Below are 20,963 nucleotides of genomic sequence, written 5' to 3'. Positions count from 1 at the left end.
TAATCAACGCCACTTTAATCATTTATGAACGGGCTTGCGATGCAATGTGGGCACATGCCGTTTATCCATCCGGAATGAGGCCTATGGCACTACTCGACGCAAGCCATGCAGACAAGAACATAGTTGACCGGCGCAAGATGCCGCGCAACCGCGATATGTCTATCGTTGTTCGAAGCGCCCGCGACCGTCTCATGCAGCGTACGAAGATTGAGCATTTCGATCGGGAATTGCTGTTCATGCACACGCGCGCGTTGATTATTAACGCGGCTACTATTCCACTGCTTATCGCCATTGTTACAGTTACGAGCATTTTTGCCGGATTTGGTCAGCAAATGATCGTTTGGGCATGTATTGGCATAGGTCTTTACGCTTTACTGGGCCTTATGGCACGCCAGATCGACAGATCCGCCATTCGTGATACCCAAATCCGTCAGTGGCAGCTTGTTTATTTGCTTGGCCACTTCCTCACAGGCACAGGCTGGACATATTTCATATTCCTGCAATGCGAAGTCTGCGGAATTGGTCAGTTTTCAATCATCAAGGCTGTGGTCCTTATTCTGGCGATGGCAATCACTGCCGTGTTTTCCTCTGCCTTGCGTCTGGCAGTGCCGGTCGCATTCACGCTGCCAGTCGTTGCGTATATCAGCACCGTATCCGGCAGTCTTGCCGAGCCGGTTCAAGCAACCATGGTGGTCATGTTGCTTGCAGGCCTGACATTTTTCTATCTTGTTGCCACGCGCCTGAACCATTCGGTGGTTTTGACTTTGGCTCTCCAAGCCGAAAAAGATGCGCTGATTGCCGAGCTTGAGACTGCCAATGCCATGTCCGACGAAGGACGGCGGCGGGCGGAAGAAGCGAACCTCGCTAAATCCCGCTTTCTGGCTTCAATGAGCCACGAACTGCGTACACCGCTCAATGCGATTCTCGGCTTCTCGGAAGTTATGGCGAAGGAAGTTTTGGGGCCGATTGAAAACGGCACCTATCGCGAATATGCGGGAGATATTCATGCTTCCGGGGAACATCTACTCAATCTTATCAACGAGATTCTCGATCTAAGCCGCATTGAGGCTGGCCGCCATACATTAAGCGAAGAATCCCTGATGCTGACCGACGTTGCAAACGAATGCATTCGCATGATGTCGCTGAAGGCACGCAACAAGGATATAACTCTTATTCCGCAGTTCGAGTCAGGCATGCTTCCAATGATGGCCGATGAGCGTTCCTTACGGCAAATACTGCTCAACCTCATGGCGAACGCAGTAAAATTTACGCCATCCAATGGGAAAATTTACGTCAAGATCGGCTGGACCGCGGGCGGCGGACAATATCTTTCGGTTCGTGATACTGGCCCCGGCATAGCCGCGGATGAAATCCCTGTCGTCCTCTCCGCTTTTGGTCAAGGATCAATTGCGATCAAGACAGCAGAACAGGGTACAGGACTTGGATTACCGATAGTTCAAGCGCTTGTACACGTTCATGATGGCGAGTTTCATCTATTCTCAAAACTCCGCGAAGGAACTGAGGCACTTGCCACTTTTCCGCGTAGTCGTGTGGTTTCCACAAGCTTTAAGGGCAGAACAACAACACAACCCCAAAAAGCTGCCTAAAAAACTCAAGTTCAACTTATTGTTATTTGATAGTGGGTTAGCAGGTCTGCAATTGCTTGTTGCATTGCAACAATTCGGGGACCCGAAATCAATGGCCGTAAATAACCGCCCTCTTTTCATACCAGCGCTCGGCGCAATTTATTCAAACTTTGGTACGCTTGCCGAAACCTTGTTACGCGTAGTTGCAGGTGCTTTGCTCGTCGTTCACGGCTCAGGCAAGATTACCGACCCGTTTGGCTCCATTGAAATGGTGCAAAGCCTTGGTTTTTATCCTGGGGTTTTCTGGTCGCCGCTATTGGCCGTCACAGAATTTTTTGGTGGTATTTTGCTGGTGCTGGGACTGTTCACCCGTCCAGCCGCCTTTGCGACAACGATTGTCCTGATCGTAACGGTCTATTTCCATTGGGTTACAGCCGGACAAGGTTTCTTCGGTGCGGAGAAATCCATACTCTGGACTTTCGTTCTGCTGTTCTTCCTTTTCCGCGGTGCCAATGCGCATTCGGTTGATGCCAAGATCGGTAAAGAGTTCTAATAAAAGGCCCGTTTCGGCGGGCCTCTTACTTAATCGCGATTGCTGACGCCAGCCTGCTCGAATGTTGCCATACCGCTATGGCAAAGCGCGGCTGCCTTAACGATGCCGGCAGCAAGTGCAGCGCCCGTACCCTCGCCAAGTCTCATGCCAAGATCAAGTAAAGGCCGCTTTCCAAGCCGCTCCAGCACTTTGTAATGGCCGGGCTCGGCTGACACATGGCCAATAATGCAATGATCAATCGCTTCAGGGTTGGCAGCATGGAGAATTGCAGCAGCAGCAGTGGCAACGTAGCCATCAATGATAACCGGAATTTTCTCCACACGCGTCGCCAGGATTGCACCGACCATTGCGGCAACTTCCCGGCCACCGAGACGACGTAGTACTTCCAGCGGGTCCTTGAGGTGCGAGCTGTGCAACACAACCGCAGCACGTACCGCGTCAGCCTTGCGTCTCATGCCCTCGCTATTGGAACCAGTGCCCGGACCAACCCAATCTTCGGCTGTTCCGCCATAAAGCGCGTGGAAAATGGCGGCGGCAATCGTTGTGTTGCCAATTCCCATTTCCCCAATGCAAAGCAGATCAGTCCCCCCAGCAATGGACTCCATGCCAAACGCCATAGTTGCCGCGCAGGTCTTTTCATCCATTGCCGCATCCTCGGTGATATCCGCAGTCGGATATTCCAAGGCAAGGTCAAAGATTTTCAGGCCAAGATCATTGGCAATGCAGATTTGATTTATCGCAGCACCGCCCGCAGCAAAATTTTCGACCATCTGCGCCGTAACAGACGACGGGTATGGCGAAACGCCCTTGGCGGTAACGCCGTGATTTCCTGCAAAAACAGCGACCAGCGGTCGTGTAACCTGTGGCTGCGATCTTCCCGTCCAAGCGGCAAGCCACTCCACGATTTCTTCCAGACGGCCCAAAGCACCCGGGGGTTTGGTCAACATGGAATCACGCTTACGAACGGCGGCAACAGCCGCCTCGTCCGGTCCGGGCAAAGTTTCAATGAGGGTACGGAAATCGTCAAATGGCAGGCCAGTGGTCATGATGTTCCTTGCGGTCAACTCTTCATGGCAAATCAGAACTACCCGTCCTATAAGCGCTGTACGGGAAAACGCAAAGGTCAACATTCAGCGCAGAGTGTCGCGACCTGCCAACCAGGGTATGCCTCATGGACCTGATCACTGATACGATGCGTTCGCTTGCGTTTCTTTCCAGAATGAACGTAGCTCCAAAATGGTTCGAGGGGTCCGGCAGCACACTTGCCGCAAGTGTGCGTGGGTTTCCAGCAGCAGGCGTGCTGCTTTCCTTACCAGCTGCGTTTGTCCTCGTAGTTTGCTGGTTTCTCGACATCGGGGAAATCATTACTGCGATCCTCGTGGTGACCGCGCTGATCTTGACCACCGGCGCACTACATGAGGATGGCCTCGCGGATGTGGCAGACGGCTTCTTCGGCGGTAATACGCCAGAGCGACGCCTCGAAATCATGAAGGATTCGAGTATTGGTTCCTATGGCACGCTTGCTTTGATACTGACTGTACTTTTGCGTGTGACACTGTTGGGAAATATCCTTGATGAGGTTGGGTTGCTCCAAGTCTTGCTCGTCTTGGTCGGAACGGAAGCCGTCAGCCGGGGACTTCTGGTGAAATTCTGGCAAATGCTGCCTTCAGCACGTAAAGGCGGAGTTGCTGACGCAGCCGGTTTACCCGACGTGCAGTCCGCAAATTTCGCACTGATTTCTGCCACCATTGCCGGTATTGTAACCTTCGGTATCGCTGGCGGGCTGCTGGCTGTCATCCTTGCTGCCGTTCTGTCGGCCCTCATGTTTTTTGGTTTTTGCCAACTGTGCACGAGCAAAATCGGTGGGCACACCGGCGATACACTGGGGGCCGTACAGCAATTGGCAACAATTACCCTGCAGCTTGGACTTGTCATTGCCCTCTAACCATACCAAATTTGCTGTATGAGCATTGAGTCACCCTGCATCCTCGTGTGTGCGATCGATATAAAGACCGGATATTGTTTCGGTTGCGGTCGAACGCGTGATGAGATTGCGGGATGGATAATGATGACGCCGGATAGCCGCCGTTCCATCATGACATCACTTCCCGCACGGCTGGCTACATTGGAACGACGCCCCCGCCGGGAAACCCGCCGCACCCGTATGGCCCGTGAAAAGCAGGAACAATGATATGCGTCTGTTCTGGGTTGCCATCGCTCTTATAGGCATCGTTCTTCTGCTGCTGGTGTCAAATAACGATGCCGGCTCAACATTCGGAATGGCCAATGATTCATTCGCCCGCTTGGCTTATTTCGGCATATTGGGTGTGGTTGTCGGCTCTGCGCTATTAGGTTCCGGCATCCCGCTCAGTCATTCCCTGCGTAATCTCGCAGTATGGATTGTTATTATCCTGACCTTGGTGACCGGATATCAATATCGCTACGAATTGCAGGATGTAGGACATCGCATTACAGCTGGCTTGATACCGGGCAGCCCGATCTCGACACGGGATAATGACGGTCTGATTTCCGTGACTTTGGCCAAGGCGGAAAACGGGCATTTCGAAGTGCGTGGTCAGGTCAATGGAGAAACGGTGCCCTTCATGATCGATACAGGGGCGTCCTCCATAGTGCTTTCAGCCGATGACGCACGCAGAGCGGGCATCGAACCAGATAAACTGACCTACAGTACGCCGGTCATGACAGCCAATGGACTTGCAAATGCAGCAAACATTACCCTCGACAGCATCCGGATTGGCGATATTGAGCGGCGAAACATACGCGCTATGGTTACACAGGACGGCCGCATGGATGGCAGTCTACTCGGCATGAATTTCTTGAATACACTCAGTGGATTTTCGGTACGCGGTGACCGGCTGGTGCTTACCGATTAAGCTGCTTGTTCTACGACAGCAGTCTGCACGGCCTCATACGCACGGCGAATAACATCGCTGGTTGCGCCAGTCTGATTGGCTTCAGTCGACAGAATCTGCCTCCAGCGCCTAGCTCCGGAAGCGCCATGAAACAGTCCCACCATATGCCGCGCCACGTGGGACAAACGTCCACCAGCAGCAATATGCTCATCGGTGTAGCGGCACATATGATCGATAATGGTATCAATTGAACTCCGGCTATGCTGATCGCCATAAATGGTTTGATCAACGTCCGACAGCATCATCGGGTTATGATAGACAGCGCGTCCAAGCATGACACCATCAACGTGATTCAAATGCTGAAGGCCTTCTTCAATCGTCTGAATACCACCATTTATCCCGATGAATTGACTCGGATATTGCCGTTTGAGCCGATAGACACGATCATAGTCCAAAGGCGGAATATCGCGATTTTCCTTTGGTGAAAGCCCCTTCAACCAAGCCTTGCGCGCATGGACCCACAAGGCGTCAGCGCCAGCATCAAAGATACCTTCCGCTAGATCGCCCAGCGCTGTTTCCGTGTCCTGATCATCAACGCCTATCCGGCACTTAACCGTGACAGGAACAGAAACCGCCCGCTTCATGGCAGAGATGGCCTCTGTGACAACATCCGGTGTTTTCATCAAGCAAGCACCGAAAGTACCAGATTGCACACGATCAGAAGGGCATCCGACATTGAGATTGATCTCAATATACCCCATCACCTCCCCGATGCGGGCAGCTTCCGCGAGCTTGGCAGCATCCGAGCCGCCCAACTGCAAAGCGACAGGATGCTCCGCATTGGCGAAACCCAATATACGTTCGCGGTTTCCATGTATGGCAGCATCGGCTACTACCATCTCTGTGTACAGCAAAGCATTGCGCGTGAATTGGCGATGCAAAGTCCGGCAATGCCTGTCTGTCCAGTCGATCATCGGCGCTACCGCAAAGCGGTGATCACCATATGTACTGCTAACGGGCATTGTCTCGCCATTGTGTTGTTTCGGATAGCCGCTTATTCGCCTCACATAATACCCCATACCGCAATTGTCCACTTCAACGCCTTTGTCCAATGCAGAGTTGGTTGCGTGTTAAAACCGCAACACCCCTTAACGAACCGCCAGTTCGATTAAAGTTGGCTTTTGCAACCGACTACAAACAGGAATATACCTCGGCTCAAGAACATGAGTTTCTGAAACCAGTATTTCGAACGGAGATACAAATGAATATCAAAAGCTGCCTTCTAGCTTCCGCTGCAACGCTTGTTGCTTTCACCAGTGCACGTGCCGCTGACGCTGTCGTCGTCGCTGAGCCAGAACCAGTTGAGTATGTCCGCGTTTGCGATACGTATGGTGAAGGTTTCTTCTACATTCCAGGTACTGAAACATGCCTTCGTATCTCTGGTTATCTGCGTTACGATGCTCAGGCTGGCGACGACGTTTACAGCGGCGGTGAACTCGACACATGGGCAAAGCAATCACGCGCTACACTCCGTTTCGATGCCCGTACAGAAACTGAACTTGGCACATTGCGCTCTTACGCTGACGTGCGTTTCAACTTTACAGATGGCGAGAATGGCAGTGGTAGCGACCTTCACCAGGGTTATATCGAGCTTGGCGGTTTCCAGGTTGGTGTCAACGACCCGATCTTCGGCTCTTGGCTGGGCGATGCCGGCGACATCATTAACGATGACGTGATCCAGTACAGCAGCGACAGTTTCTCGACCAACGAGATTCGTTACACTTATGTCGGTGGAAACGGCTTCTCTGCAGTCATCGCTGCCGAACAGGGCAACAACGAAAACGACTATGATTATACAATCGACGATTACATGCCGCATGTGGCTGCCGGTGCAAAGTTCGAGCAGAACTGGGGATCGATCGGCGGTATCGTAGGTTACGACGCTGTAACGGAAGCTGTTGGCGTCAAAGCCCGTCTTGATGTGAAGGTCAACGATGTATTTTCTGTCTGGGCGATGGCTGGTTATCAGTCCGACTATGATCAGGATTCATTCGGAACGAATTCAAATCGTAACTGGTATGGCCAGTGGGAGGGCGATTGGGCTGCTTGGGCAGGTTTTGCTGCCAAGGTATCGGATAAGGCAACGATCAATGGTCAGGGCGCTTATGAAGATGAAGGCACTTACGCTTTTGCTCTTAACGTAGGTTATGAACTGGTCCCGGGGTTCACTATCACGCCAGAAGTTAACTACACCAAGTTTGATGGTGCACGTAAGGATCAGGCACTTGCTGACGGTGGAGACGATAACGCATTTGGCGGTATCATCCGTTTCCAGCGCGATTTCTAATTCCAGCTGTCAAGCGCAGAAACAAAAACACCGGCAATCCAGGTTGCCGGTGTTTTTTATTGCTCAAATTAAAATCACATTATACCTGTTCGGAAATCGCTACTCGCATCGCCATTTTCCTTAGAACCTCGACGAATTCGTCCCCGGCCTTTTCCATCTCACCTGAGTTATCGATCATGATGGCATCGGATGGATCGCAAGGATTATTACCGGCACGTATCAAGCGATGCTGGATCTCCTCGGCGCTTTCGCGCCCCCGCGCTGCGAGCCTTTTCGCCAACACCTCATGAGAGGCCGTTACGTGCACAACCACAAAATTTGCATAGGCTGTACGAAGTGCTGGAATAATGCCCCGCGAGACATTCGCAATCGCAACAGCACCATGCTCAATTTCGAGGTGTACTGATCTGGGCAAGCCGTAGCAAAGGCCGTGGGCTTCCCATTGATGGGAAAAAGCACCTGATTGCGAAGCTTTGTCGAATTCTTCTTCACTCAGGGTGTCGTGGTCCTCCGCATCGATTGATGACGGGCGGGTAACGACGCGGCGCACAAAATGAAATCCTGGCTGGTCAATTAATGCTGTTCGGGCATAATCGATAATCGTATCTTTGCCAGCACCGCTCGGGCCAACAACGGCAACAAACACCCCGTTTTCAACCGAACCAGCCGTAGTATCAAGCAAACGCTCTATAGACGCCGAAGCCACCATTACACCACTCTGCGACCTTCACGCCAAACCGTACGCACGACCGGAATGTGCTCATCAACACGCACACGAACAATATCCGCACGTTTACCAACTTCAATGACACCCCGGTCTTCAAAACCCACCGCTTTGGCCGGGTTCTTGGTAACCAGCTGAATAGCTTCTGGCAGCGTAATGCTATCGACAGCTTCGCTCAGAAAGAAAGTCGACTGAATCAAGCTGAATGGAATGTAATCCGAGGAGAGGATATCAAGGTGCCCATGCTCGGCAAGTTCGCGCGCCGACACATTGCCGGAATGCGATCCGCCGCGAACGACGTTCGGCGCGCCCATTAGTACCGAGAGTCCTGCCTGTTTGGATGCAGCCGCAGCCTCCAGCGTTGTTGGAAACTCCGCAACCTGAATACCCTGCTCAACAGCCTCATCGACATGGGCCGTTGTTGCATCATCGTGACTCGCCAGAACGATCCCACGTTCCCGGCAGAAATCTGCGATCGCTTTACGATGCGGACCAGAATTCTCTGCTGACTGCGCCATTCTCTTTTCGCAGAACGCGTTAAACTCAACATCAGAGAGTTTCAGCTTGCGCTGATAATAGGTTGCATAGGTTTCGAGATTTACGAACTGCCGCTGACCCGGAGCATGATCCATAAGGGAAGCCAAGCGGACGCGGCTATCATTTTCGAAAAAGGCGAACCCATCCAAACAGTCCGCCGCCGAGACCTCACAGCGCAGATGAAAATAGTGATCTGCGCGCAGACGATTCTGTTGAACGCTATCTTCAATTGCATCGGCAAGTTTACGAATTTCCTGCGGCGTCATTTCGGCATCTTCGTCCATGCCGACCCGTAGGGCATCAAGCACAGTTGTTATGCCTGACGTGGCAATCTGCGCATCATGAGCGAGCACAGAGGCAATAGGGTTCCAACGCACTTTTGGGCGCGGCATATAATGCCCTTCCAAATGATCCGTATGAAGCTCAATCAGACCAGGAATAAGGTAGTCACCCTCGAAATCTTCGCCCCCGGCAGCGGACTTGCTTGAGATATCGGCGATCTTACCGTCGCGAATGACAACAGATCCCGGCAAGACTTCGTTCTCGAGAACGATTTTAGCGTTGTTCAGTATAATTTCGGCGGACATCTTAAGCGGTCTTTCTTATGTTCGTTCCTGCCAAAGGGTGCAGGGAGTGTACTTCAAATGGAGCACTGGGCTCTGCCTCGATAAACAAAGCGATGTTGTTTATTTCAACTGGCTCTTCGAGTACCGGCTCGAGAAACTCGCTAAGCATGTGTGAAATCCTCTCCCGATCGGACTCGGCCACGGGATTGGTCAACGTCATGTGAAAACGAAAGTCTTCAAACACGTAAGGGTAGCCCCATTGCTCCAGATTGCGCCGCTCTGACGGGCTCATTTTCTCAGGATTTCGCCTTGCAATTTCCTGCGCGCTTGGAGGCGCCCGGAAACGGTCGAATGCTACAACGATATCATTAGCCAATTGGTTGAGTTTAGCGACAGGCTCTTCAGGAATCAGTGCGAAGAAGCCATCAAGATTTGCAATCTTCAATTTAGGAATCTCGACAGGATTCATCGAGGAGGCAAAGTGCATCAATGCCGACAACAGCTCGCGCTCTTCCAGCCCTTCAGCAAGGTAAAAAGGAGCTTTGAGCGTTGCGTGGAATCCATAACGACGGGCAGATTCCGTCAGTTTCGTTATTTCCTCATGCGCGAGATTGCGTATCTGGGGCGGCCGCACCGGCTGCCCGGTAAAGGCATTCCGGCCGAGCCAGTTAGCCGCAACCCTTAGCAAGGGATCACTTGAAGGCGGGGTGAAGTAAATCGCATAGCGCATTTTGATTCCTCCGGAGCAGTGTCGCGTTACGCTCCGATTATGACAAGCCTTTGAATGTAGCCAGCGTCACCTTGTCTAATGCTGTTTTCCCATGAGACGGGACCTCAAGGCATTGGATATTCCATCAAAGATAAAGATTACCGCCAGGATAAGCACGACCATATAGGCAACATTATGCCAGTTGGTATTGGTGCGCATCGCCTCCCAGAGCTTCAGACCGATACCCCCTGCCCCCACAGCTCCGATAATCGTTGCCGAGCGGGTATTTGACTCCCAGAAATAGAGTGCCTGACTGGCAAAGACCGGGAGTACTTGCGGCAGAACGCCGTAGCGCTGGACATTCACAGGTGCCGCACCAACAGACTTGACGCCTTCGCGTTGTTTGTCATCGATGTTCTCCAGCGTTTCAGAATAAACCTTACCGAGTGTGCCTGTATCGGTGAAAAAGATCGCGGAAATACCGGCAAGTGGCCCCGGACCGAAGGCACGGGTGAAAAACAATGCCCAGATCAGCATGTCCACCGAGCGCAGAAAATCGAAGAAGCGCTTTGTAATCTGATTGGCAAAGAAATTCGGCATGATATTGCGCGCGGCAATGAAGGCCAGTGGAAATGATACGAGCGTTGCAAGGAGTGTCCCGACGAAAGCCATCACAATGGTCTGCATCAACTTGGTCCATACATCGCCATGCTGCCAAGAGGAATTGTACCAGATATTGTCGAAGGCCAGAGCAGCATTGGACATCTCGGGCTTTATGCGCTCTCCACTCACGATCATGGATGTAACTTCGCCAATGGATTTGTTCCAGAATGGCGAGGCCGTATCAAAAATAAAATTTGCCCAGCCGAGGAAACGGCGGCTGATGACAACACGCTCTGGAATGATATCCGCCGTTCCGGCAAACCCGAAATTAACGGTGACCTGATCTTCCTTAAGTGTAGCCCAGTCCGGCAAGACCCCCTGAGGCTTCGCACCATCTGGTTCAATCCGAACGAGAAGCTCTTCTCTTCCACGGGTAGCGATTACCTGCGTTGGGCTAATTTCAAGTGATTTATCTGCACCGAATGTCACAGTGACATCGTTGCCCTGCTGTATAGCCCAGTCGGGCTTCGGATTATCGCCCAGCTCAGAAAACCGCGGATAGCTGATCGTTGTCCCTTCCGCACTCATTCGAACGGTAGTGCGGATCGCATAGGATACCCAATCGCGTGCGTAGATTTCCGCACGTTGCCACTGGCCTGTCGCAAGAACGGTTCCGATGGAAAAAAACCACCAGCAGTAGATCAGATAAAGCACTACGCCTGCCCCGATAATCAGAGGCATGAAGCGCTTTAATATGGAGGGATTAAAGACATCCGGATAGCGGGATTCGAAGTCAGCGATATTAAGGGAGGTTGTAGCGCTCACGACTGTTTACCTCCGAAAGCGAAAGCCTGATTACCGACCAGGCGTCGACGCAACCAAGCAGAGAATTGGTCAACGGCAATGATTGTGGCCAAGAGCAGCAGAACAATTGCCAGTGTCTTGGCCTGATGCCCGCGTCCAATTGACAATCGCAATTCTTCGCCGATCCCGCCGCCGCCCACAGCACCGATAATCGTCGAGGCACGAACGTTGATTTCGAGACGCAGCAAGGCATAGGACATGAAGTTCGGCATGACCTGTGGGACGATGCCAAAGCCGACCCGTTCGAACCAGTTGGCACCAACAGCGCGCAAGCCTTCATCTGCCTTCATATCCGCATTCTCGACCACTTCGAAGAACAACTTGCCGAGCGCACCGACGGTATGAATACCGACCGCGAACATGGCCGGGATAGGCCCAAGCGAGAGTATGGCAGCGAAGAACCCGGCAATGACGATTTCCGGAAAAGCACGCAGGATTTCCATGTAACGGCGCGCTGCAAACCTTATGAGTTTACTCTTCACAAGATTTCTGGCGGCCAGAAAGCAGAGAAGAAACCCGAGGAACGCTCCCACCAATGTGGATATGATAGCGATATTCAGCGTCTCCAGCATTTTGTAGAAGTATTCGGGGATGTAGAACGCGCCAAGAACATAAACTCGGCCCTCGGGGTAATCGAATTTCAAACTTCCATCGAAATATGGAGATGGCAAGTCGAAGAGAGCCCGCCAGACTTCCCAGCCATCACGCGGGATCAAATCACCAGCGAAATCGAAAAAATGCGGAAGGCGATCAAAGAACTTGCCTGCATTTGACTCGTTTGCAAACCAGAGCGAGCCGGAAACCGCGATAAGCAGGCCAATTCCAATCAGCCAGGAGTAAGCGCGACGACGGCCAGCGAGTTCCTGCCAGTGGCGTTCAATCTCAATACCTTCGGCTGTTAGTTCTGTTGAATTGGCGCGACTCATGAGCGTGTCCTTCCGGGACATAAAATCACGGCCAGATCAGATGACCCGGCCGTGACGAAAATGGTCGAATTAACCGCCGATCTGCGCTTTGCGGGCGTCAATAATTGGCTGATAGAATTCAGTATTAACTTCCGTATAGCTCTTGAAGTCGCCGCCCATTGTCGCCGCAAAGCAGGCTGGATCTGACTTTGGAAGATCCATCATGAAGTTCTTGAACTTTGTTTTGAGGTCACTGTCCAACGAAGTACGAACAACAATCGGACCGTTCGGAATGAGTGGTGACTTCCACACCTCAACAAAGTCCTTCATGTCGATGATGCCCTTGTCGACCATCTTGCGTAGATTGCCGGAAGTGTAGCCTTCGTCGAACGTGCCAACACCGGAACCGAATGTCGTGCCTGCGTCGAACTTGCCGTCCTTGACCGCGAGAACAAGATTCTCATGACCGCCGCCAAAACCGGTTTCGCTAAAGTATTCCTTCACCGAGGTTTTGATGTCTTTTGGTAAAGAAGTAACAGGAATGAGGTAGCCGGAAGTTGAATCCGGGTCAGCAAAGCCGAGCTTCTTACCCTTCATATCCGCAAGTGTCTTGATGCCGCTGTCCTTGCGGGCCACCATGATCGAATAATAGCCGGTGGCATCATCAGTCTGAACCGTGGTCAGGATTGGTTCAACAGCTTTGGGGTCTGTCAGATAGATTTTCGCAAAACCTGATGCACCAAGTTCGGCATAATCAAGTGTTCCGCCGAGCAGACCTTGAATAACACCATCATAATCGGTCGCCGGGAATAGTTTTACATCCTTGACGCCGAGAACCTTTGGCAGCTGATCAACAATGCACTGATAATTACGCAAACGGTCGGCTTCATTCTCACCACCGATAATGCCAACGCGGAATGTCTCGAGGTTTTCTGCACGAGCCATGGAACCGGCAAGCATTGCGCCGATTGCGATGGCACCGAGAAGGGCTTTTTTGAGCAACATTGGTCTCTCCTGTCAAACTTCTGTTTGAGTTTGTGATCTGTTCATGGTTGCCCGTGACGTGGGCTAGACGATCTCTCAGCGAGCGGCCAGAATGGCCTCAAGCTCGGGAATGGGTTTCGGCGCACTGCGCGAAATGCTTGTCGATGTAATAGCTTCGGAGAATGCGTCCTTCAGGCCATCCGCACCGTAAATCCGGCGCGCTGCCAGTTCTGTCAGGTCATCTGGCCCACCGTCGAAAACAACCTTTCCGCCCTGCATGCCGATGATCCGCTGGCAAAAATGCCGTGCGGTGTCGAGGGTATGCAGATTGGTAATGACGGTCAGGCCTTCTTTCTCATTGATGTCGCGCAGCGATTCCATGACCACTTGAGCGTTACGCGGATCAAGGGATGCAATAGGTTCATCAGCCAGAATAACCTTGGGATTTTGCATCAAGGCGCGGGCAATCGCCACACGCTGCTGCTGACCGCCAGAAAGCGTACCAGCACGTTGCAGGGCTGTTTTCGCTATATCCAAACGCTCAAGAGCGGCGATCGCCATAGCGCGTTCTTCACGCGAAAAGATGCCAAGCAGACTCTTGATCGTCGAGCGGTGATTAAGACGCCCCAGTAAGACATTGGTCAGCACGTCGAGGCGGGGTACGAGATTGAACTGCTGGAAGATCATGGCGCAATCGCGCTGCCAGTTGCGCAAATTACTGCCTCGCAGTTTCGCAACATCCGTACCGTCAAAAATGATCGATCCTTCCGATGGATCGATCAGCCGGTTGATCATACGCAATAACGTGGATTTTCCAGCTCCGGAGCGGCCGATGATGCCAACCATCTGACCTTGCGGAATTTCTACATTGACGTTGTCGATGGCGATATTATTGCCAAAGCGCCGCGTCACATTTTCGATTTTCAGCATCCAGTTAACCTCTGTTGGCGTCAACTTGTCGTAGAGGGATTGTGTGAACCTGCGATGGCAGTTTCGTCTCAGTTACGTGACAACTGTGGGTTGTTATTAAGTGCTGTGTTTTTCCAGGAATTCCTGAATGTCTAAACGGCGAAAATCCTCAAGCGTAGCGCGCAATTTGGCGTGATCCCAATCCCACCAAGCCAATTCTTGCAGCCGCTCTGCAATACTTGGATCAAACCGGTCTCGGATTTTTTTTGCCGGAACTCCGCCTACAATTGTGTACGGCGCTACATCTTTGGAAACGACAGCCCCGGCACCGATAACCGCGCCATCTCCGACACTTACTCCGGGCAGAACCGTTGCGCCGTGACCAATCCAGACATCATGACCAATGGTGACAAGATTTGACCGTCGCCAGTCAAAAAACTCTTCGTCACTATCTGCATCATCCCAATATTCGGCGGAGCGATAGGTAAAATGGTGCAAAGTTGGACGCCATGTCGGATGGTTGGTAGCGTTGATGCGAACACTGGCAGCAATATTTGCAAACTTGCCAATTTTCGCGCACCAGACCGCCCCGTCCTGCATGATGTAGGAATAATCACCCAGCGTGGTTTCACTGATGCGGCAACGCTCCGAAACTTCAGTATACCGTCCCAACTCAGAGGCCTGGACAGTAGCGGTTTCGTGTATGAAAGGCGCTTCGGACAAACGGCTCATGCTGCAACCCCATTTTGAACCGAAAACGCGGTCACATCGATAATCCGGTCAGCGACAGCTTCACGCACATCATCGTCATGGAATATGCCAAGCATAGCCACGCCAGCATTCTTCTTGTCGCGGATCATTGAAACAACGACATCACGATTTTTGGCGTCAAGCGATGCCGTCGGCTCGTCAAGCAACAGGATCGGATGATCCGTAATGAAACCCCGCGCGATATTGACCCGTTGCTGTTCACCACCCGAAAACGTAGCTGGTGGCAGTGACCACAGGCGCTCCGGCAAGTTGAGCCCGGCAAGCAGTACAGCAGCCTTGACCCGTGCTTCATCACGCTCGACACCGCGCGCAACCAGTGGTTCGGCAACCACATCGAGCGCGGAAACACGCGGGACCGTACGTAAGAACTGACTGACATATCCGATCAGGTCCCGGCGAATGCCCAGCATAGTGCGCGGATCGACGTTTGCCACATCAACCAGCTTGTCTCGGTAAGGCACGATAATCTGGCCGGTATCAACGGCATAATTGCCATAGATCATTTTCAGGATCGAACTTTTGCCTGCTCCTGAGGGGCCTCCGAGTACAGCGCATTCGCCCGCTTTTATTGAGAACGATACATTAGCAACCACCGGCAGGCGGATGCCATCACGTAGATGCATGGTGAAGCTCTTGGCGACATCGGAAACAACGAGGGGTGTCGGCATGATCAAACCTGTAAAATGGAGGAAACAAGAAGCTGGGTGTATGGTGCTTGCGGATCATCCAGAACGCGATCGGTAAGACCGGTTTCAACGACGTGACCATCCTTCATGACCATCATGCGATGCGAGAGCAGGCGGGCGACGGCAAGATCATGGGTTACGACGATTGCAGCGAGCCCAAGATCGCTTACAAGACCACGAAGAAGATCAAGAAGCCGTGCCTGCACCGAAACATCCAACCCACCGGTGGGCTCATCCATGAAAACAAGACGCGGGCTGGTAACAAGATTACGCGCAATCTGCAGGCGCTGACGCATACCGCCGGAAAAGTCGCGCGGTTGGTCATCGATACGATCACCCGCAATTTCGACACGGCCCAGCCAATCAGTTGCGGTAGCACGAATATTGCCGTAGTGCCGGTCACCAATTGCCATCAGCCGCTCACCGACATTCGCCCCGGCGGAGACAGTCATTCTCAAGCCATCAGCAGGATTCTGGTGAACGAAACCCCAGTCGGTACGCATCAGGAAACGTCGTTCGGCCTCGCCCATGCGGTAAAGATCACGGAAATTTCCATCGCGCGTGCGATACTCAACTGTTCCGGCGGAAGGAGCCAGCCGCGTGGCCAGACAGTTGAGCAAAGTAGTTTTGCCCGAACCGGATTCGCCAACGACAGCGAGAACTTCTCCCGGAAAGAGTTCAAATGAAACGTTCTGGCAACCAATGCGGCTACCATAAAATTTGGAAAGCGCCCCGACTTTCAAAAGAGGTATATCGTTCATTCTGCTGCCTCCGCTTGTGCTGCCGATAGGTGGCCGCGATGCCCCGCAACCTGCCGTTCTTCACAGAAATCGGTGTCGGAGCAGACGAACATGCTCCCGCCCCTGTCGTCGAGAATTACCTCGTCGAGATAGCTGCCCTTGGCACCGCACAGGGCACATGGCTGTGAAAATGTCTGGATTTCGAATGGATGATCCTCGAAATCGAGGCTGACAACCTGCGTATAGGGAGGGATCGCGTAAATACGCTTTTCTCGCCCTGCCCCGAAAAGCTGCAGTGCCGGAGAGTTATGCATCTTGGGGTTATCGAACTTGGGCGTTGGCGATGGGTCCATCACATAACGCCCCTCGACCTTCACCGGATAGGCATAGGTGGTGGCGATATGGCCATGACGGGCAATATCTTCATAGAGCTTCACATGCATGAGCCCATATTCTTCGAGAGCATGCATCTTGCGGGTTTCGGTCTCACGTGGCTCGAGAAAACGCAGAGGTTCCGGAATCGGCACCTGATAAACCAGTGTCTGCCCTGCCCGAAGCGACGTCTCAGGAATGCGATGCCGGGTCTGGATGATTGTAGCGTCAGTGGTTTTTGTCGTTACCGGAACATTGGCAACCTTTTGGAAGAACGCGCGGATTGATACCGCATTCGTCGTGTCATCTGCACCCTGATCAATTACCTTCAGCGTGTCCTTCGGGCCGATAATGGCCGCCGTCACTTGAACGCCGCCGGTACCCCAACCGTAGGGCATGGGCATTTCGCGGCTGGCGAACGGTACCTGATATCCAGGAATGGCGATGGCCTTGAGGATAGCCCGCCTGATCATTCGCTTTGTCTGCTCGTCAAGATAAGCAAAATTATACGTCGCAAGCTCGGTCATTCCGCGGCCTCATTGATTTGACTTTTTTGACTTTCATGTTCACCGCGCATGCGGCGCACGAGATCGAGTTCTGCCTGAAAGTCCACATAGTGCGGCAGCTTCAGGTGCTCGACGAAGCCGGTGGACTGGACGTTGTCGCTGTGGGAAATAACAAACTCTTCATCTTGAGCAGCAGCGGTAATATCTTCGCCAAGTTCCCTTGCTCGCAATGCACGATCGCAAAGTGCCATGGACATCGATTTGCGTTCGCTTTGGCCGAAAACGAGGCCATATCCGCGTGTGAATTGTGGTGGCTGCTTCGATGATCCCTTGAACTGATTGACCATCTGGCACTCGGTGAGACGAATGCGGCCAAGCGTCAGCGGAAAATCCAGTTCGGCGACCTCAAGTTCGACTTCAACTTCGCCGATACGGATCTCACCGGCAAAAGGATGGCTTCGCGCATAGCCTCGCTGGGTGGAATAGGCCAATCCCAGCAGAAAGCCTTCATCACCACGCGCCAATGCCTGCAGTCGCAAATCCCGCTCAAGGGGAAAGGTCAGAGGCTCACGCGTCAGGTCGCCCGTTTCAGCGCCATCCGGCATATCGCCATCGGCTTCGATCATACCGTCATGGCCGAGGATGTCTGTAACCCGCGGCGTGTGCTCATAAGCCTCGACACGTTGCTCAGCCACTTCTACAGGCGTGTCTTCAGCAAGTTCGGGATCAAGCAGACGGTGCGTATAGTCGAATGTAGGTCCAAGCAACTGCCCGCCCGGCAAATCCTTGAATGTCGCGGAGATGCGCCGTTCAATTGTCATCTGCGACGTTTCAACAGGCTTCGTATAGCCGAAACGTGGCAAGGTAGTGCGATAGGCACGAACGAGGAAAATCGCCTCTATCATATCACCGCGAGCCTGTTTTACAGCAAGCGCCGCAAGCTCCGTGTCATAAAGCGAACCCTCTGCCATCACGCGGTCGACCGCAAGGGCCAACTGTTCAACAATCTGATCCAGGCCAATGGCTGGAACCGAGCGATCACCGCGACGACGGTCAGCGAGAAGCTTGTGTGCATTGCGAATGGCTGCTTCGCCACCTTTGACGGCAACATACATGGCTCAAGCCTCCTTTTTTGAAATGCGGGTAGTACGTGGCAATGCTGCGAGTGCGTCGCCTCCGGCAAAAATCAGGTCGACGCCGCGTGGGAAAGCATCGCGATTTCCCACCCATTGTTCGACAAACAATCTTGGAAGTTGGCTGGGAGCAAACGTTTGTGAGTCTTTGATCCCGGGGCCCTCCAGCGTCAGTTCCTGCTGCCCATCAAAGCCACTGACCTGCAAGATGATGGTGGTCGAACGGTCGGGATATTCAGATGTGCCTTTAGCGAATGCATCAAACGACGGCATGCTCTCAATATCGCTAATCAACGCAAAATCAGCATTCGAGGGATCACCGGTCAGTTCAAGCCCGGTATGAAACTTCAACCAGCCAATTACGGCTTCCGATGTCTTTATCGGTTTGTCACACCAAACAGTGGCATCGTGATCAAACAATGTAGCAGCAATGGAGGCTGCAACCGATGACAGGGGCGACGGTGCAGCAGTCAGATCGCCAACAGATATAACGCGACCGGGATTAGCCATGGCATCCATCAATGCACGAAATACTTCCTGCGAATTGAGAACTGTATCAGTGAAACCACCTTCAAAAACCTGAGTTGCTGCGCGCATCAATCGTCTCCTCGCACCATAGTGAAAAAATCGACTTTGGTTGCAGCTATCTCGGCGCGCTTCTGCTCAGCATCTTCATTGAGACGCCGGGCGATGGAGGCGAGCACAGTATCTTCCACAGTCTGGCGATGAGCATGCTCTTGCCAAAGCGCATCAAATACTGCTGCCAACTTTACCTTTTCGCTTGAACGCCCGAGTGCATAGGCGTGGCCGACAGCACCGTTGCAAAGCCGCACAGTTGCCCGAGTTACCGTCGCCTCACCCAGATTAAAAGCAGAACCGCCACCGCCGATGCGCCCCCGAACCATGACCAATCCGGTTTCAGGCCCACGCAATGCTTCAACGGTCGGCTTGTCACTCCAGCTGTCCCAGAACTGCCGCATCTCCTGAACAGTTGCCTGCGCCAGAAGAGCCATAGCTGCTTTGCGGCCAGTATCCCCTTCAGGGTGCGTATCCATCTTCAAATTTGAATTGCTCATTGACACCTCGCAACAACTTGTCTATTTATCTATACAACTAGACAATAAACGTGGTTATAATACCCGTCAATGACAGGAGCATGACAAAGCATGCGCTCAAGCCATTTGATAACGAGAAACAGCGGCGTCGCTGTCTGGAGACAAATCGCGGATCAGATCAGGGGCGATATTTCTGCGGGCAAAATGGCCAGCGGTGTGCGTATGCCGCCCGAAATCGAACTTGCAGGGCGATTTGCCGTTAACCGCCACACAATCCGTAGTGCAATAGCAGCACTAACCAAGGAAGGCGTTCTTCGGGCCGAACAGGGACGAGGTACTTTTGTAGCGAATGCCAAGAAGCTCACTTACCGCATCGGCGAGCGCACAAGATTTTCGGAAATTTTATCGACCCAAGTGAGAAAAACAAAGGGGATACTCCTTGGATCAAGCCTAGAGCAACCAACCTCTGAAATTGCGCGCGCACTAGGGATAGAAGACGGCATGGTCATCAGGATTGATACGATGCATACGGCGGATGAAAACCCGATTTCCTGCGCCACATCTTGGTTTGACGCCGCGCGTGTACCAAATATCGTAGAGGATTATAGAACGTCAGGTTCCGTCACCACTGCATTCAGACAGGCCGGGATTGCCGATTATTTACGTAAATCAACAATTATTGGTGCCCGTCACGCTGACGCGGAGGATTTACGGCATTTGAGACTGTCGCCCGGTGCCATCGTTCTCGTGGCAACTGCCATAAATGTCGACATGGCGGGGCGTCCGGTCGAATATGCGATAACCCGATTTGCTGCCGACCGCATGGAAATCGCAATCGGCAGCAATACAACCCTATGAGCTACCACATTGTTTTTGCGGCCCGTTCCGGCCACTCACGATCATACGTGTCGCCATCAAAGCGGACCTCGCTCAATGCAGCCAATATCTGACCCGGCGTTGGAAATTCCTTTGCCGAACGTTGCTTTGCAGGATTCCAGAGTTCAGACCGAATGATTGCGCGGGCACATTGGAAATAAGCTTCTTCGACCTCAATCACAGTTACGGAACGAGGCGCTTTACCATCGACATTGAAGCTCTCAAGCAAGACTTGATCGGTCTCGATATAAGCACGCCCATTGACGCGGAATGTCGTCGTTAATCCCGGTATGAGAAAAAGCAGGGCTACGCGCGGATCACGAACAATATTGCGCAGCGAATCGATGCGGTTATTACCGCGACGATCCGGCATCATTAGTGTTCGGTCATCATGAACTCGAATGAAGCCAGCCAGATCACCTCGTGGCGAGCAATCGAGTCCTTCCGGACCACTGGTGGCAAAAGCGACAAACGGCGAAGCCTCGATTAGCAAGCGGTAATCCGGAGTGATTCGGTCAGCCACTTTGGCAGTCGAAGCTTCCGATACGCCGCTATAAATGTTTTCAAGTTGTTCTATCGAGGTAATTCGGGTCATCATTTTCTCCTGCATAGGCGTTCGCCGACTAACATGCCATGGCGAAACGTTTATGACAGCTATCACTTT

24 protein-coding genes are annotated in these 20,963 nt (G+C 52.6%); 7 read left to right on the top strand and 17 right to left on the bottom strand.

Annotation, left to right across the window (positions count from 1 at the left end):
• The first annotated feature begins 83 nt into the window (after window positions 1-83).
• Together ABKW30_RS14465 and ABKW30_RS14460 are read left to right on the top strand one after the other, a co-directional pair.
• On the top strand, window positions 84-1,607 hold the full coding sequence (locus tag ABKW30_RS14465) for a HAMP domain-containing sensor histidine kinase (RefSeq protein WP_348599610.1): 1,524 nt from the start codon (window positions 84-86) through the stop codon (window positions 1,605-1,607).
• Window positions 1,608-1,698: 91 nt separating this feature from the next.
• The gene (locus ABKW30_RS14460; RefSeq protein WP_348599609.1) at window positions 1,699-2,139 is read left to right on the top strand and encodes a DoxX family protein; all 441 of its coding nucleotides are present in this window, start codon (window positions 1,699-1,701) and stop codon (window positions 2,137-2,139) included.
• 29 nt (window positions 2,140-2,168) lie between these two features.
• On the opposite strand, the gene cobT is transcribed toward ABKW30_RS14460, so the two are convergent.
• The gene (gene cobT, locus ABKW30_RS14455; RefSeq protein ID WP_348599812.1) at window positions 2,169-3,188 is read right to left on the bottom strand and encodes a nicotinate-nucleotide--dimethylbenzimidazole phosphoribosyltransferase; all 1,020 of its coding nucleotides are present in this window, start codon (window positions 3,186-3,188) and stop codon (window positions 2,169-2,171) included.
• 122 nt (window positions 3,189-3,310) lie between these two features.
• On the opposite strand from cobT, the gene ABKW30_RS14450 reads away from it, so the two are divergent.
• Genes ABKW30_RS14450 through ABKW30_RS14440 form a run of 3 tightly spaced genes read left to right on the top strand, consistent with a single transcriptional unit; the run spans window position 3,311 to window position 5,033 of the window.
• Window positions 3,311-4,084, top strand: coding sequence for an adenosylcobinamide-GDP ribazoletransferase (locus ABKW30_RS14450; RefSeq protein WP_348599608.1), 774 nt, complete (start codon window positions 3,311-3,313; stop codon window positions 4,082-4,084).
• 18 nt (window positions 4,085-4,102) lie between these two features.
• Window positions 4,103-4,330 carry a DUF1289 domain-containing protein gene (locus ABKW30_RS14445; protein WP_348599607.1) on the top strand — a complete coding sequence of 76 codons (228 nt, stop codon included), beginning with the start codon at window positions 4,103-4,105 and terminating at the stop codon, window positions 4,328-4,330.
• 1 nt (window position 4,331) lies between these two features.
• Complete coding sequence (locus tag ABKW30_RS14440) at window positions 4,332-5,033, top strand: TIGR02281 family clan AA aspartic protease (RefSeq protein WP_348599606.1); 702 nt, start codon at window positions 4,332-4,334, stop codon at window positions 5,031-5,033.
• Here the strand turns inward: ABKW30_RS14440 and dusA are convergent.
• Entirely contained in the window at window positions 5,030-6,034 is a 1,005-nt protein-coding gene (gene dusA / locus ABKW30_RS14435; RefSeq protein ID WP_348599605.1) for a tRNA dihydrouridine(20/20a) synthase DusA, read from the bottom strand. The two genes, ABKW30_RS14440 and dusA, sit on opposite strands and share 4 nt — an antisense overlap.
• 239 nt (window positions 6,035-6,273) lie before the next feature.
• On the opposite strand from dusA, the gene ABKW30_RS14430 reads away from it, so the two are divergent.
• On the top strand, window positions 6,274-7,359 hold the full coding sequence (locus ABKW30_RS14430; protein WP_348599604.1) for a porin: 1,086 nt from the start codon (window positions 6,274-6,276) through the stop codon (window positions 7,357-7,359).
• A 79-nt stretch (window positions 7,360-7,438) separates the two neighbouring features.
• On the opposite strand, the gene phnN is transcribed toward ABKW30_RS14430, so the two are convergent.
• The 14 genes from phnN to phnG all read right to left on the bottom strand — a co-directional run bounded on the left by phnN (window position 7,439) and on the right by phnG (window position 19,444).
• Window positions 7,439-8,068 (bottom strand): phosphonate metabolism protein/1,5-bisphosphokinase (PRPP-forming) PhnN, encoded by a 630-nt coding sequence (gene phnN / locus ABKW30_RS14425; RefSeq protein WP_348599603.1) that lies wholly within the window; start codon window positions 8,066-8,068, stop codon window positions 7,439-7,441.
• On the bottom strand, window positions 8,068-9,207 hold the full coding sequence (locus tag ABKW30_RS14420) for an alpha-D-ribose 1-methylphosphonate 5-triphosphate diphosphatase (protein WP_348599602.1): 1,140 nt from the start codon (window positions 9,205-9,207) through the stop codon (window positions 8,068-8,070). The genes phnN and ABKW30_RS14420 overlap by 1 nt, the downstream gene beginning before the upstream one ends.
• Window position 9,208: 1 nt before the next feature.
• Window positions 9,209-9,916, bottom strand: coding sequence for a DUF1045 domain-containing protein (locus ABKW30_RS14415; RefSeq protein WP_348599601.1), 708 nt, complete (start codon window positions 9,914-9,916; stop codon window positions 9,209-9,211).
• Between the two features lie 75 nt (window positions 9,917-9,991).
• Window positions 9,992-11,323 carry a phosphonate ABC transporter, permease protein PhnE gene (gene phnE, locus ABKW30_RS14410; protein ID WP_348599600.1) on the bottom strand — a complete coding sequence of 444 codons (1,332 nt, stop codon included), beginning with the start codon at window positions 11,321-11,323 and terminating at the stop codon, window positions 9,992-9,994.
• Window positions 11,320-12,288 (bottom strand): phosphonate ABC transporter, permease protein PhnE, encoded by a 969-nt coding sequence (gene phnE / locus ABKW30_RS14405; protein WP_348599599.1) that lies wholly within the window; start codon window positions 12,286-12,288, stop codon window positions 11,320-11,322. Before phnE (ABKW30_RS14405) ends, phnE (ABKW30_RS14410) begins: the two co-directional genes overlap by 4 nt.
• Before the next feature lie 69 nt (window positions 12,289-12,357).
• Entirely contained in the window at window positions 12,358-13,269 is a 912-nt protein-coding gene (gene phnD, locus ABKW30_RS14400) for a phosphonate ABC transporter substrate-binding protein (protein WP_348599811.1), read from the bottom strand.
• 78 nt (window positions 13,270-13,347) lie between these two features.
• The gene (phnC, locus tag ABKW30_RS14395; RefSeq protein WP_348599598.1) at window positions 13,348-14,181 is read right to left on the bottom strand and encodes a phosphonate ABC transporter ATP-binding protein; all 834 of its coding nucleotides are present in this window, start codon (window positions 14,179-14,181) and stop codon (window positions 13,348-13,350) included.
• 96 nt (window positions 14,182-14,277) lie between these two features.
• A complete protein-coding gene (locus ABKW30_RS14390; RefSeq protein WP_348599597.1) occupies window positions 14,278-14,892 on the bottom strand; it encodes a DapH/DapD/GlmU-related protein in 615 nt (204 codons plus the stop codon).
• Window positions 14,889-15,599 carry a phosphonate C-P lyase system protein PhnL gene (gene phnL, locus ABKW30_RS14385; protein WP_348599596.1) on the bottom strand — a complete coding sequence of 237 codons (711 nt, stop codon included), beginning with the start codon at window positions 15,597-15,599 and terminating at the stop codon, window positions 14,889-14,891. The genes ABKW30_RS14390 and phnL overlap by 4 nt, the downstream gene beginning before the upstream one ends.
• Window positions 15,600-15,601: 2 nt before the next feature.
• Complete coding sequence (gene phnK / locus ABKW30_RS14380; protein WP_348599595.1) at window positions 15,602-16,378, bottom strand: phosphonate C-P lyase system protein PhnK; 777 nt, start codon at window positions 16,376-16,378, stop codon at window positions 15,602-15,604.
• Window positions 16,375-17,256: an alpha-D-ribose 1-methylphosphonate 5-phosphate C-P-lyase PhnJ gene (locus ABKW30_RS14375; RefSeq protein WP_348599594.1), complete on the bottom strand. Its 882-nt coding sequence runs from the start codon at window positions 17,254-17,256 to the stop codon at window positions 16,375-16,377. Before ABKW30_RS14375 ends, phnK begins: the two co-directional genes overlap by 4 nt.
• Entirely contained in the window at window positions 17,253-18,350 is a 1,098-nt protein-coding gene (locus tag ABKW30_RS14370; RefSeq protein ID WP_348599593.1) for a carbon-phosphorus lyase complex subunit PhnI, read from the bottom strand. The genes ABKW30_RS14375 and ABKW30_RS14370 overlap by 4 nt, the downstream gene beginning before the upstream one ends.
• Before the next feature lie 3 nt (window positions 18,351-18,353).
• A complete protein-coding gene (phnH, locus tag ABKW30_RS14365; protein WP_348599592.1) occupies window positions 18,354-18,965 on the bottom strand; it encodes a phosphonate C-P lyase system protein PhnH in 612 nt (203 codons plus the stop codon).
• A complete protein-coding gene (gene phnG, locus ABKW30_RS14360) occupies window positions 18,965-19,444 on the bottom strand; it encodes a phosphonate C-P lyase system protein PhnG (protein ID WP_348599591.1) in 480 nt (159 codons plus the stop codon). Before phnG ends, phnH begins: the two co-directional genes overlap by 1 nt.
• Before the next feature lie 90 nt (window positions 19,445-19,534).
• On the opposite strand from phnG, the gene phnF reads away from it, so the two are divergent.
• On the top strand, window positions 19,535-20,281 hold the full coding sequence (phnF, locus tag ABKW30_RS14355) for a phosphonate metabolism transcriptional regulator PhnF (protein ID WP_348599590.1): 747 nt from the start codon (window positions 19,535-19,537) through the stop codon (window positions 20,279-20,281).
• Between the two features lies 1 nt (window position 20,282).
• Here phnF and ABKW30_RS14350 read toward each other — a convergent pair whose 3' ends face one another.
• Window positions 20,283-20,894 carry a pyridoxamine 5'-phosphate oxidase family protein gene (locus ABKW30_RS14350; RefSeq protein WP_348599810.1) on the bottom strand — a complete coding sequence of 204 codons (612 nt, stop codon included), beginning with the start codon at window positions 20,892-20,894 and terminating at the stop codon, window positions 20,283-20,285.
• Window positions 20,895-20,963: the final 69 nt, after the last annotated feature.

Source organism: Phyllobacterium sp. SB3 (assembly GCF_040009165.1).
Classification (GTDB): domain Bacteria; phylum Pseudomonadota; class Alphaproteobacteria; order Rhizobiales; family Rhizobiaceae; genus Phyllobacterium.
Note: the sequence above shows the minus strand (reverse complement) of the source record. Positions and strands in the feature narration are given on the sequence as shown.